Genomic DNA, 12,719 nt, shown 5'->3' with positions numbered 1-12,719 from the left:
GTTTGTCCATTCGTGAGCTCTCCCCTGGTGCTGCTCGACTCCGCGAGCCTCTACTTCCGGTCGTACTACGCGCTGCCGGACTCGATGACGGCGCCCGACGGCACGCCGGTGAACGCCGTGCGCGGGTTCGTCGACACGATCGCCCGCGTCATCACCGAACGCGGCGCGGCCCGGCTGGTCGCCTGCCTCGACGCCGACTGGCGGCCCGAGTTCCGGGTCAAGGCGCTGCCGTCCTACAAGGCGCACCGCGTCGCCGAGGACGCCGCGGACGGGTCCGAGGAGGTCCCGGACACGCTGACACCACAAATCCCGATCATCCTCGACGTGCTCGACGCCGCCGGCATCTGCACCGGCGAGGCGGCCGGGTACGAGGCCGACGACGTGATCGGCGCGCTCGCCCACCACGAGAAGAAGTCACGCGTCGAGGTGGTGACGGGCGACCGCGACATGTTCCAGGTCGTGCGCTTCGAACCCACGCCCGTGCACGTCGTCTACGTCGGCCGCGGCTGGAACAAGGCCGAGGTCCTCGGCCCGGAGGAACTGGCCACCAAGTACTCGCTGCCCGTCGAGAACGCGGGTTCCGCGTACGCCGACATGTCCGTGCTGCGCGGCGACCCGTCCGACGGCCTGCCGGGCGTCGCGGGCATCGGCGAGAAGACCGCGGCGAAGCTCATCACCGAGTTCGGCTCGCTCGACGCCGTACTCAAGGCCGTGACCGACCCGATGGACCGCAAGCTCACCACCAAGGCCCGCAACGCGCTCATCGCCGCCGAGGACTACCTGGCGGTGGCACCGGTGGTCGTCCGCACGGCGCTGGACGCCCCGGTCGTGCTGGACCGCTCCGACGAGGTGCCGCGCGTGCCCGCCGACCCCGAGCGGCTGCGTGAGCTCACGCAGCGCTGGGGCCTGGGCAGTTCGGTGCCGCGCCTGGTGAACGCGATGGAGCGGCGCTCCTAGAAGAACGTCGAGCAGAGCGGCGCGACGGGGACGGCGAACAACGCGTCGGCCTCGTCGAACCGCGAGCCCTCGATCCGCTTGGCGGCCGCGAGGTCCGAGAACTTCGTGTCGCCGAGGTAGACGGCTCCGAGCAGTTCGACGGAGATCGTGATGTCGGCGGGACCCTCGGCGCGTTCGGCGCCGTCCGGCGACACGCGGTAGCAGCCGTCGTTGGCGGGCAGCAACTTGTCGCGCACCTCGATGACGACGGGCTCGGCGGCGCCGTAGGTGCGGGCGGCGAGCATGCGCGGCACGTCCACCAGCCGCAGCCAGATCTGGTCGTAGACGTCCTTCGTGCACACGACGCGCGGGTCCTCGAAGAGCCAGTTCAGCGGGTCGTCGAGCGCCGCGTCGACGTGGATCTCGTCCACCAGGTCCAGGCGCGTCAGGTAGATCCAGAGGTCGCGCCACGCGTCGGCGTTGGCCCACGCGAAGTCCTCGATCTCCATGGTGTGCTTGAAGTCCTTGTCCGCGGACACCTTGTAGGACACGAAGCCGTCGTCGCCGCCCGGTCCGCTGTGGACGACGGTGACCAGGTTCTCGGCCGCACCCTTGCGCTCCTGGTGGATCGCCCACCAGCCGGGCCAGCGGGAGATCTGACCGGGCCGGTCGAGGCCGATCTCGGTGTGCAACTCCGGCAGGAGCTTGTCCGAGGTGTCCGGGTCCACCATCCGCACGCGCCCGACCGGCGAACCCGGGATCACCGCCTTGCGCGCGTCGATCCGCAGGAACCGCACCCGCCCGGCGAGCCCGTAACCGAAACGGCCGTAGATGCGGCCCTCCGACGCGCGCAACGTCGCAACGGGTTCCGACAGCGTGGAGAGTTGCTCGCGCATGAGAGCGCTCAGCACGCCACGGCGCGTGTAGTCCGCACGAACCCCCACGCGCGACACGGCAGCGTGCGGTACGACGGCACCACCGGGCACCACCATGGAACCACCGAAGGTCTGCGTCGAGCCGACCATCTCGTCGCCCTCGAACGCGGCGTGCGTCCGGCCGGGCTCGTAGGTCTGCCGGATGATCTCCCACTTGTCGTCCTCGGCCGGACTCCAGTGCATCGCACGGCGGAAGAGCCCGTGGTGGGCGCGATACTGCGCTTCGTCGGTGAGAACGCGGATCTCGGTCACGCCCGCGATCCTGACTCAGCACGACGGCGAGCGCACCTCAGTTTCCGAGCGTCCAGTACGCCCGGCCCCACTGCGCGCGGCGCCGGAGGATCACCTCGACGAGGTGGTCCGCCTCGGACTCGGCGATAGGGATCTTGACGCCGCGATGGTCGGCCATGGCGAACTCCCGCAACGTGGTCGCCGGATGCCAGTCACCGCCGATCCCGAAGGAGTCGCAGAGGTACGAGTCGTGGCCGCCCCTCGCCCGCACCACGTGCAACGCGTCGTCCAGGTGGAGCGCCTGCCGGCCCTGGTTGAAGACCGCGAAGTAGTGCGGACCGGGCCAGCGATGCGACCACGCACCGCGCACACGTTCGATCACGCCGGCGACCTTCCACAGCGCGGTGCGCTCGTCCACCTCTTCGAGGCCGTGCGGACAACGGCTCCCACCGCAGCGCACGGGTGAACGCCTGCCCGGTTCCGTCGTCGCCGGCCCGCACCACCGCGATCGGACAGCGGGGCTCCGGCTCGCCGGCCGGAAAAACGAAGTAGCGCAAAAGAAAGCCTTCCCCCAGGAACTCCCAGGGGAAGGCTGACGCGAAAAGCGAGGATCAGCCGGTGGGCTGGCCGACCTCGTACTCGCCGTCCTCGGTCTTGACGACGATCTTGACCTTCTTGTCCTTGCCGCCGACCTGCACCTTGCACTCGAACGAGGTGTTGGGCTTGACCTCGTTCTCACCGGAGCAGGTCGCGGCGCCGACGTCGGAGATCTTGTACTCGTCCTTCAGGATCTGGACGATGCCGCTCTGCACCGCGGTGTTGTCGAAGATCTTCTTCTTGAAGAACGCCGGCGACACGAAGCCGGTGAACAGCACGCCACCGACGAGCAGGACGACGACCACAGCGGCGACCCAGATGGCCGCGCTGGACTTCTTCTTCGGCGGCATCGGCGGGCCGTAACCCGGCTGCTGGCCGTACGGGTTGGGCTGCTGTTGCTGGCCCGGCATGCCGTACTGCTGCGTCTGCTGGCCGTACGGGTCCTGAGCCGGGGTGCCGTAGGGGTTCGACTGCGGCTGCTGGCCGGGCACGCCGTACTGCTGCGTCTGCTGCTGCGACGGGTCGAAACCCGGATACGGCTGCTGCTGACCCGGCTGGGGCTGGCCCTGCGGCGGGCCGTAGGGGTTCTGCTGCCCCGGGTTCTGGGCCGGGAAGCCGCCGGACGGCGTGCCGGGAGGGAAACCGCCTCCATAGGGCTGCTGCTGCGGCGGCTGCGGCTGCTGGCCCCATGGCTGCTGCGGATCGTTCCCTCCGGACGGTCCGTACGGGCTGCTCATCTGTCGACCTCCACGTGTACGACGTTGCGGCGAAATCCAATCACACCGTTGACGTCAGTCTTTACTCCGACTCGCAAAACCTTCGTCAGGCCCATGTCACATCATCGCCACAACTCCGCGCCGCAGCGCGTCGACGGCCTTGGCCGCAGCCGCTCCGACCGGGTCCTGGCGGCCGACCACCTCACGGATCTGGTCCAAAAGGTCGATCACCTGCCGGCACCAGCGCACGAAGTCGCCGGCGCCGAGCTCGTTGCCACCGGCCTCGGCGGCGCTCAGCACCTTCTCCAGCGACTCGCCGCGCGCCCAGCGGTACACCGGCCAGGCGAAACCGGGGTCCGGCTGGCGGGTGATGCGTTCGAGCTTGTGGCGGCGCTCGTCGTCCTCGATCTCCGCCCACAGCCGCACGGTCTTGAGCATCGCGTCGGCGACAGGGCCCTGCGGCAGCCGCGCCTCGACCGGACCGTCCCGGCGCGCCTCGTAGACCAGCGACGACACGACGGCGGCGAGCTCTTCCGGCCTGAGGCCCTTCCACACGCCGTTGCGGATGCACTCGGCGGCGAGCAGGTCCGACTCGCTGTAGAGCCTGGTCAGACGCTTGCCGTCGGCCGTGATCTCCTCGGCCTCGCTGAGGTAGCCGCGTTCGCGCAGCAACGCCCGGATGCGGTCGAACTGACGCGCCAGCGAGTGCGTCGTCGCCGCGACCTTGCGCTCCAGCTGCTGGTTCTCGGCCAGCAGCCGGTGGTACCGCTCGCCCCACCGGGCGTGGTCCTCACGCTGGTCGCAGCCGTGGCACGGGTGCGCACGCAGGGCGCGGCGCAGCGTCGCGAGCTCGGGGTCGTCGTCCGCCGTCGTCTGCCTGCGGCCCCGCGACGGCACGGTGATGCCCGTGTTGCGGATCGTCGACGCGAGGTCGCGCCGCGACTTGGGCGAACGCACGTCGACCTGCTTGGGCAGCCTGATGTGGCCCAGCACCTCGACCGGCGACGGGAAGTCCGCCGACGTCAGCCGGCCGGACCAGCGGTCCTCGGTGACGACCAGCGGCTTCGCCTCCCCCATCGGCTCAAGACCGGGGTCGACGACCACGGCGAGACCGCTGCGACGCCCGGACGGCACGGCGATCACGTCGCCCTTGCGCAGCCGTTCGAGCGACTTGGCCGTCTCGATGCGACGCGAGTTCGTGTTCTGCTTCGAGAGCTGCTTCTCCCGGTCGCCGATGCGGCGGCGCAGCGCCGCGTACTCGCTGAAGTCGCCGAGGTGACACGTCATCGCCTCGGTGTAGCCGGCGAGCGCCTCCTTGTTGCGCTCGATGCGGCGCGCGAGGCCCACGACCGAGCGGTCCGCCTGGAACTGCGCGAACGACTGCTCCAGGATCTCGCGCGCGGCCGAGGCGCCGAGCTGGGCCACGAGGTTGACGGCCATGTTGTAGCCGGGCCGGAACGACGACCGCAGCGGGTACGTGCGCGTGGACGCGAGGCCGCCGACCGCCTTGGGGTCGATCCCCGGCTGCCAGACGACGACCGCGTGCCCCTCGACGTCGATGCCACGACGGCCCGCGCGGCCCGTGAGCTGCGTGTACTCGCCCGGCGTGAGATCGACGTGCGCCTCGCCGTTGTACTTCACGAGCTTTTCGAGCACGACCGTCCGCGCGGGCATGTTGATGCCCAGCGCGAGCGTCTCGGTCGCGAACACGACCTTGACCAGCCCGCGGACGAACAGCTCCTCGACCGTCTCCTTGAACGCGGGCAGCAACCCGGCGTGGTGCGACGCGATGCCCCGTTCCAGGGCCTCACGCCACTCCCAGTACCCGAGCACGGCCAGGTCGGCCTCCGGCAGGTCGCGCGTCTTCTCGTCGACGATCCGGCGAACCTGCTCGGTCTCCTCCGGCGAGTTGAGCCGCAGCCCCGCACGGGCCGTCTGCGCGACCGCCGCGTCACAGCCCGCACGGCTGAACACGAACACGATCGCGGGCAGCAAGGAGGCCGCGTCGAGCCGCTGGATCATGTCGGTGCGCGACGTCGGCTTGAACCCGCTGTTGCGCGCCGGACGGCCTGGGCCGCCACCACCGCCGCGGTTGCGCCCACGGCTGAACGGCACGTGGTAGCGCGTGAGTTCCTCGGTCTTGCGCAGCACCTGCGAGTTGATCCGCGCGTGCGTCTGGTCGCCCTCGAACAGGTCGAGCATCTGGTTGCCCACCAGCATGTGCTGCCACAGCGGCACCGGCCGGTGCTCGTCGACGACGACGGAGGTGTCCCCGCGCACCTCGACCAGCCACTCGCCGAACTCCTCGGCGTTGCTGACCGTCGCGGACAGGCCGACCACCTGCACGTGCTCCGGCAGGTGCAGGATGACCTCTTCCCACACGGGGCCGCGGAACCTGTCCGCCAGGTAGTGCACCTCGTCCATCACGACGTAGGCGAGTCCGTCCAGAGTGGACGAACCCGAGTAGAGCATGTTCCGCAGCACCTCGGTGGTCATGACGACCACGGGCGCGCCGCCGTTGATGCTCGTGTCACCGGTGAGCAGGCCGATCTTGTCCGCCCCGTACCGCGCGGTGAGGTCGGCGAACTTCTGGTTGCTCAGGGCCTTGATCGGAGTGGTGTAGAAGCACTTGCGGCCCTCGGTCAGGGCCAGGTGCACGGCGAACTCGCCCACCACCGTCTTGCCGGCACCGGTGGGGGCGCAGACGAGCACTCCGTGACCGTCCTCCAGGGCCTCGCAGGCCTGGCGCTGGAACGGGTCCAGCTCGAACGAGATCACGGACAGGAAGTCGGTCAGCTTGGGCCGTTCGGCACGACGCCGGGAGTCGGCGTAGGCCTCGGCCGGGGACCGCGAAGCACTTGACACACCATCAGGCTTTCACATCACACCGACAATCGCCGCCGAGATAGATTAACTTCAACCAACACTGAAACAACAGAGGGCGATGTCCCTCGGACATCGCCCTCCACCTGCGGTTTTGTCAGAACGTGCGCTGCACCCGGTCCGCTACCAGCTTCACGAAACGGGACGGGTCGGCGAGCTCGCCACCCTCGGCCAGCAACGCCAGCCCGTAGACGAGCTCGGCGGTGTCGGTGAGCGACTCGCGTTCGCCCGCCGCGAACGCCCCGTGCAGCCCCTCGACCAGCGGGTGCGACGGGTTGAGCTCCAGGATCCGCTTGATCTTCGGCAGCTCCTGCCCCATCGCCTTGTACATCTTCTCCAGCGTCGGAGTGATGTCGTAGGAGTCACCGACGACGCACGCCGGTGAGGTCGTCAGGCGCGTGGACAGACGCACGTCCTTGACGTCGTCCTCCAACTGCTCCTTCAGCCACGTCAGCAGGTCGCCGAACTCCGCGGCCTTGGCCTCGTTGGCCGTCTTCTCCTCGTCGGTCTCCAGGTCGACCTGCCCCTTGGCGACGGACTGGAGCGTCTTGCCGTCGAACGCGGGAACGGAGTCGACCCACATCTCGTCGATCGTGTCGGTGAGGATCAGCACCTCGAAGCCCTTGGCGCGCAGGGCTTCCATGTGCGGCGAGTTCTCGACGGACGTCCGCGAGTCGCCGGTCATGTAGTAGATGTGCTCCTGGCCGTCCTTCATCCGCGAGACGTACTCGGCGAGCGTCGTCATCGAGTCCGCGGAGTTCGTCGAGGCGAAGGAGCAGACCTCCAGGATCGCGTCGCGGTTGTCCGAGTCGGAGAGCAGGCCCTCCTTCAGCGCCGCGCCGACCTCGCCCCACAGCTTCGCGTAGTCGTCGGGACGCGAGGACTGCAGCGACTTGATCGACGAGAGGACCTTCTTCACCAGACGGCGGCGCATCAGCTGGATCTGGCGGTCCTGCTGCAGGATCTCGCGCGACACGTTCAGCGAGAGGTCCGCCGCGTCGACGACACCCTTCACGAACCGCAGGTACTCCGGCATCAGCTCGGCGCAGTCCTCCATGATGAAGACGCGCTTCACGTAGAGCTGCACACCGCGCTTGCCGTCGCGCATGAACAGGTCCATCGGCGCCTGCGCGGGCAGGAACAGCAGGGCCTGGTACTCGAACGTGCCCTCCGCCTGCATGCGGATGGTCTCGAGCGGCGCGTTCCAGTCGTGGCTGATGTGGCGGTAGAACTCGGCGTACTCCTCCTCCGTCACCTCGGAGGCCGGGCGCGCCCACAGGGCCTTGCGGGAGTTGATCTCCTCGCCGCCCAGGCGCACCGGCCAGGTGATGAAGTCCGAGTAGCGCTTGACGATCTCCTTGATCTTCGCCGGCTCGGTGTAGTCGGGCAGGCGGTCCTCGTCGTCGGACGGCTTGAGGTGCAGCGTGACCGAGGTGCCCTGCGGCGCGTCGTCCACGTCGTCGATCGTGTACGTGGCCTCGCCGGTCGACTCCCAGCGCACGCCCTTCTCGGCGTGCGGGTACTTCGTCACGAGGGTGACCTTGTCCGCCACCATGAACGACGAGTAGAAGCCGATGCCGAACTGGCCGATCAGGTCCGACGCGCTGCCGGACTGCTGGTCCTTGAGCTGCTTCAGGAACTCCGCGGTTCCGGACTTCGCGATCGTGCCGATGAGCCGCACGACGTCCTCGCGGGTCATGCCGATGCCGTTGTCCCGCACGGTCAGCGTGCGCTCGGCCGGATCGGACTCGATCACGACGTGCAGGTCGTCGACGTCGACGACCATGTCCTTGTCGCGGAAGGACTCCAGTCGCAGCTTGTCCAGCGCGTCGGAGGCGTTCGAGACCAGCTCGCGCAGGAACGTGTCCTTGTTCGAGTAGATCGAGTGGATCATCAGCTGCAGCAGCTGACGTGCCTCACTCTGAAACTCCAGCGTTTCCATGCATCCCTACCGAAAAACGAAACGAACCGAACAGTCCGACAATTTAGCGACCCATGACTGTGAGAGCGCCTGGAACCGTCCGAACTGAGACGGGCAACGCCTCCTGGCGTTCGCCGTCGGCGTAAGCGACCCAGCCGTTGCCCCCGGACAGAGAGACCTCACGCGCCCGGAACGTCCGCACGGCCGGGTGCTCGGTGTGCTTGCCCGTGCGCAACGTCGGCAGCATCCGCATCAGCATCGTGCGGCTGCCGTGCTCCACGACCGTCACGTCGAACAGCCCGTCGTGGGCGTCCGCACCGGGGCACACCGGGATCCCGCCGCCGTAGTTCGGCGTGTTGCCGATCGCCACGAGCGTGGCGTCCAGCTCGAACGTCCGGTCCTCGGTCGTCACGACCAGAGGCGCCGACCTCAGCGACGCCAGCTCGGCCACGATCGCGAGGTCGTAGCGGCGCGGACCGGCGGGCCAGCGCATCGCGTTCGCCCGCTCGTTGACCGCGGAGTCGAACCCGGCGCACAGCACCGTCGCGAACCACTGGCCCGTCGACAACCGGCCCAGGTCCAGGGTCTTCTTCGTGCCGTGCACGACGTCCTCGACCGACCGCGACCCCACGGCCACGGCCAGGTCGTTCCCGGTGCCCGCCGGGACGATGCCCAGCGCGGTGGACGTGCCCGCGACCGCCTGAAGACCCAGGTGGGCGGCACCGTCACCGCCGAGGACGACCAGCAGGTCGACCCCGTCCGCGACGGCCTCGCGGGCCATCGCGAGCGTGCCCTCGGCGTCGTGCGCGACGAGTTGCCGCAGCGACGAGACGTGCGGACGCAACGCGGCGGCGGTCGACCCGGCCATCCTGGCCGCCCGCCCCTTGCCCGACGCGGGGCACACCAGCAAGGCGGCCCGCGTCACGTTGCGTCGTCGTAGTTCACGCGCTTCGAGGGCTCCGAAGCGATGGCCTTCTCACCGGGGTCGTTGCCGTCGGCGTCGGACGCCACGTAGTGGAACGGCGCCGCCTCGTCGTCGTCCAGCTCGTCCAGGCCCTCGGCCGCGCGCAGCTTCGCCTTGCGCTTGTCGTGCACGCGGGAGATCTGGATCGCCATCTCGAACAGCACCGACAACGCGAGGGCCAGCACGACCATCGAGATCGGGTCGGTGCCCGGCGTCGCGATCGCGGCGAACACGAACAGGCCCATCAGCAGGCCGCGCCGCCACTTCGACAGCCGCTCGTAGGACAGCACGCCCGCGCGGTTGAGCATCACCACGACCAGGGGGAGCAGGAAGCTCACCCCGAAGATGAACAGCATCGTGATGACGAAGTTGATGTACTTGCTGCCGGTGAGGGCGGTGACCCAGTTGTCGCCACCGAAGCCGAGCAGCACCTTGAGGCCCTGGGGAACCACCAGGTACGCGAGCACCGCGCCGGCCACGAACAGCAGCGCTCCCGCGCTGACGAACATGCGCGCGAACCGGCGTTCCTTCTGGTAGAGGCCGGGCGTGATGAAGGCCCAGATCTGGTACAGCCACAACGGGCTGAGCAGCACCGCGCCCGCCGCCGTGCCGACCTGCAACTGCACGAGGAAGATCTCGAACGGCTCGGTCTGCAGCAACGCGCAGGTGCCGTCGTTGGTGATCTTGGCCCGGTACTGCGCCAGATCCGGCTGGCAGTACGGCCCCGTCAGGATGTCGCCCAGCGACGGGATCGGGCCGAGCCTCACCTGGAACCAGATGAAGCCGAAGATGGCACCGACGGCGATGACCAGCATCGCCAGGCCGAGCCGGTACCTCAGCTCGTAGAGGTGCTCTTTGAGCGACATCGTGCCGTCGGCGCTTCCCCGACGGCGCCTGCCGCGTTCCCGGCGTTCAGCCACCCACCGGAACGGACTTGCCACCGCGTTGACCGTCCTTACAAGTCAGGAGACCGGAAGGGTCAGTTGTTCGCGGCCTTGTTCTGGGTGGTCTGCTCGATGGGAGGCGCGACCACGGGCTGCTGCTGCACCTGCGGCTGAGCCGGAGGGAGCTGCTGGACCGGCTGCTGCACGGGCTGCTGCTGCACCGGCACGTCGTCCGCGTCCTGGTTGTCGCGCAGGCCCTTGGTCTCAGCCTTGAAGATCTTCGCCGACTTGCCGAGCGAACGCGCCATGTCAGGAAGCTTCTTCGCACCGAACAGCAGAATGATCACCACTGCGATGATGATCAGCTCGGTGGGTCCGAGGTTACCCATTGGTGATCCTCCTGTCTCCCCCGTCACGACGATCGTACGCGGGGTTTGCCCTGGTGCGGGCCTGTTCCTTGGGGCGTCGTTGTGCGAAGGCGACCCTGAGCGCAGCCGATCGCGCCCTGAGCATGCCCACGCCGTCCCCGACCCTGTCCCCCACCAGAGTGCGGGCACGGGCGAATCGGCGCAAGGATCGGAGGACTCGGACCATGATCGCGACGAGCACGATCAGGCCGAGCGCGATCAGCGCCAGGGTCGGTGTCGACGGCACAACCACAACCTATACGCCTTAGGTGGACAGCAGGTGATCTGCCCGGCGCAATGCCTCCCGCGCCTGGCGCACCACCTCGTCCGCCAGTTCCGCCGGCTGCTCTACGTGCACGTCGCCGCCCAGCCCGAGGAGCAGGCGGACCATCCAGGACGGGTCGTCGTAGCGCATGAGGACACGCGTGCGGCCGTCGGAGAGCTCGGCGGAGTGATCGACCGGGTAGTACTCGGCGACCCAGTGCGCGTCCGGTTCCAGCAACAGCACCGCGACCTTCTGGTCGTCCCTGGGGTGGAACAATCCCTCCGACGTATCGGTCAACTGGGCGTGCGGCGGAGGTGACGACGGCTCGTCGAGCACCTCGACCTCGTCGATGCGGTCGAGCCGGAACAACCGCACGCCGAGCGCCGAACGGCACCATCCTTCGAGGTAGCCGCGCCCCTCCACGAGCAGCAGACGCATCGGATCGACCACTCGGTCGCTCATCGCGTCGTGCGACTGCGAGTAGTAACGGATGCGCACGGCCCGTTCGCGCTTCACGGCGTCCTGCACGGCGGCGCGGACCTCCGCGGTCTCCCCGCGTTCGAACGCGCCGAGCCCGACCACCATGCCCGCGGGCTGCGCCTTGCCGACCGCCGCCTCGATCTTCGCCAGCGCCCGCTGCACGGCGTCCGTGTCGACCACACCGGGTGTGTCGGCCAGCGCCCGCAGCGCGACCAGCAGTGACGCCGCCTCGGCCGCGGTGAGGCGCAGCGGCCGGTCGAGGCCCGCGTCGAACGAGACGGTGATCGTCTCGCCCTCGAACGACAGGTCGATCAGGTCGCCGGGCCCGTAGCCGGGCAGCCCGCACATCCACAGCAGTTCGAGGTCCTTGCGCAGCTGCTTGGGCGTGATGCCGAAGTCGGCCGCGGCCTCCTTGATGGTGATGGCGGGCCTCGTGAGCAGGTAGGGCACGAGTGCGAGCAGGCGCGGCAGCCGTTCGTTCGACGCGGTCACCGCGCTCCTTCCAGTGCGCCCTGCAGGCGGTCGCGGACCGACTTGGCCAGGACCTCGGGTTCCAGCACCACGACGTCGGGCCCGAACCCGGCGAGCCACTTGGCCGCCGAGTCGGGGAACTTCAGGTCGATCTCGACGACGTCGCCGCCGTCGCGTTCCTCGACGACCTTCGCGTGCCGCCGCAGCCCCTGCGCCCGGTTCTTGGCCACCCAGATCTTGGCGGGCGCCGTGTGGTGCGGATCGACCTCCGTGCGCGCGATGAGGCTCATCAGGTCCGTGCCCTCGGGCACGGTGACCACACCGGGCTTGCCCACGGGCCGCACCTGGCCTACGACACGTGAGAGCCGGAAGCAGCGCGTGTCGTTGCGATCGCGGTCCCAGCCGACGAGGTACCACTTGCCGCGCCAGGCGACCACGCCCCACGGCTCGACCGTGCGTTCCTTGTACCCGCCGGGCGGCGGCTTGCGGTATTCGAACGAGACGACCTGCCCGGCCTGCACGGCCTGCAGCAGCGGCGGGAACGCGGGCTCGTTCGCGCGCACCTTGGGCTCGACGGCCGCGGGCGTGTCCTGGTCGACGTCCACGCCGGCGGCCCGCAGCTTGATCAACGCCCCGTGCACCGCGCCCGTGAGCTGCGGCGAGTCCCAGAGCCGGGCGGCCAGCGCCACGGCGGCGGCCTCGTCGGGCTCGAGGTCGATGTCGCCGAGCTCGTAGTCACGCCGCGCGATCCGGTACCCGTCCTCCGCGCCCTCGGCGTTGGACTGCCGCCCGGTCTCGAGCGGCACGCCGAGATCCCGCAGCTCGGACTTGTCCCTTTCGAACATGCGGAAGAACGCCTCGTCCGTCGGCGCTTCGTGATAGCCGGGGACGATGGCGCGGATGCGCTCCGCTGTCAGGTACTGACGGGTCGACAGCAGGCACAGCACCAGGTTGACAAGGCGTTCGGCGCGTGCGATGGCCACGGAGAGACCCTAACGCGTGCGCGCGCCGAAACCTCATCACCACCTG

The 12,719-nt window shown here is 69.1% G+C and carries 12 protein-coding genes; 1 reads left to right on the top strand and 11 read right to left on the bottom strand.

The genetic code is table 11. The annotated features are described in order from the left end of the window. The first annotated feature begins 12 nt into the window (after positions 1–12). Complete coding sequence (locus ACIRG5_RS09535; RefSeq protein WP_402902585.1) at positions 13–957, top strand: 5'-3' exonuclease H3TH domain-containing protein; 945 nt, start codon at positions 13–15, stop codon at positions 955–957. Here the strand turns inward: ACIRG5_RS09535 and ACIRG5_RS09530 are convergent. The 11 genes from ACIRG5_RS09530 to ACIRG5_RS09480 form a co-directional block, all read right to left on the bottom strand. Beyond that, the gene (locus tag ACIRG5_RS09530; protein ID WP_402902582.1) at positions 954–2,123 is read right to left on the bottom strand and encodes a GNAT family N-acetyltransferase; all 1,170 of its coding nucleotides are present in this window, start codon (positions 2,121–2,123) and stop codon (positions 954–956) included. The genes ACIRG5_RS09535 and ACIRG5_RS09530 overlap by 4 nt on opposite strands. Before the next feature lie 37 nt (positions 2,124–2,160). Then, positions 2,161–2,520, bottom strand: a complete 360-nt coding sequence (locus tag ACIRG5_RS09525; protein ID WP_402902580.1) for a hypothetical protein — start codon at positions 2,518–2,520, stop codon at positions 2,161–2,163. Positions 2,521–2,713: 193 nt separating this feature from the next. Continuing rightward, on the bottom strand, positions 2,714–3,436 hold the full coding sequence (locus ACIRG5_RS09520) for a DUF4333 domain-containing protein (RefSeq protein ID WP_402902577.1): 723 nt from the start codon (positions 3,434–3,436) through the stop codon (positions 2,714–2,716). 96 nt (positions 3,437–3,532) lie between these two features. Continuing rightward, positions 3,533–6,280 carry a DEAD/DEAH box helicase gene (locus ACIRG5_RS09515; protein WP_402902575.1) on the bottom strand — a complete coding sequence of 916 codons (2,748 nt, stop codon included), beginning with the start codon at positions 6,278–6,280 and terminating at the stop codon, positions 3,533–3,535. A gap of 115 nt (positions 6,281–6,395) precedes the next feature. Continuing rightward, complete coding sequence (gene htpG, locus ACIRG5_RS09510; RefSeq protein ID WP_402902572.1) at positions 6,396–8,240, bottom strand: molecular chaperone HtpG; 1,845 nt, start codon at positions 8,238–8,240, stop codon at positions 6,396–6,398. 43 nt (positions 8,241–8,283) lie between these two features. Next, positions 8,284–9,144, bottom strand: a complete 861-nt coding sequence (locus ACIRG5_RS09505; RefSeq protein WP_402902569.1) for a diacylglycerol/lipid kinase family protein — start codon at positions 9,142–9,144, stop codon at positions 8,284–8,286. Next, entirely contained in the window at positions 9,141–10,049 is a 909-nt protein-coding gene (gene tatC, locus ACIRG5_RS09500) for a twin-arginine translocase subunit TatC (RefSeq protein WP_402903126.1), read from the bottom strand. Before tatC ends, ACIRG5_RS09505 begins: the two co-directional genes overlap by 4 nt. 113 nt (positions 10,050–10,162) lie before the next feature. After that, positions 10,163–10,456, bottom strand: a complete 294-nt coding sequence (tatA, locus tag ACIRG5_RS09495) for a Sec-independent protein translocase subunit TatA (protein WP_402902566.1) — start codon at positions 10,454–10,456, stop codon at positions 10,163–10,165. Further along, a complete protein-coding gene (locus ACIRG5_RS09490; RefSeq protein ID WP_402902564.1) occupies positions 10,449–10,721 on the bottom strand; it encodes a bacteriophage holin in 273 nt (90 codons plus the stop codon). The genes tatA and ACIRG5_RS09490 overlap by 8 nt, the downstream gene beginning before the upstream one ends. 18 nt (positions 10,722–10,739) lie before the next feature. After that, on the bottom strand, positions 10,740–11,711 hold the full coding sequence (locus ACIRG5_RS09485; RefSeq protein ID WP_319973100.1) for a YafY family protein: 972 nt from the start codon (positions 11,709–11,711) through the stop codon (positions 10,740–10,742). Beyond that, positions 11,708–12,673 (bottom strand): helix-turn-helix transcriptional regulator, encoded by a 966-nt coding sequence (locus ACIRG5_RS09480; protein WP_402902560.1) that lies wholly within the window; start codon positions 12,671–12,673, stop codon positions 11,708–11,710. The genes ACIRG5_RS09485 and ACIRG5_RS09480 overlap by 4 nt, the downstream gene beginning before the upstream one ends. Positions 12,674–12,719: the final 46 nt, after the last annotated feature.

Origin of the sequence: Lentzea sp. NPDC102401 (genome assembly GCF_044765805.1) — a bacterium.
Taxonomy (GTDB): Bacteria; Actinomycetota; Actinomycetes; order Mycobacteriales; family Pseudonocardiaceae; genus Lentzea; species Lentzea sokolovensis.
This window is presented reverse-complemented; position numbering and strand designations above follow the sequence as displayed.

What these genes read in the sequence shown, in the direction of transcription:
- htpG (WP_402902572.1), bottom strand. Translation starts at nt 8,240, where the DNA reads ATGGAAACGCTGGAGTTTCAGAGTGAGGCACGTCAGCTGCTGCAGCTG.
- tatC (WP_402903126.1), bottom strand. Translation starts at nt 10,049, where the DNA reads ATGTCGCTCAAAGAGCACCTCTACGAGCTGAGGTACCGGCTCGGCCTG.
- tatA (WP_402902566.1), bottom strand. Translation starts at nt 10,456, where the DNA reads ATGGGTAACCTCGGACCCACCGAGCTGATCATCATCGCAGTGGTGATC.
- ACIRG5_RS09520 (WP_402902577.1), bottom strand. Translation starts at nt 3,436, where the DNA reads ATGAGCAGCCCGTACGGACCGTCCGGAGGGAACGATCCGCAGCAGCCA.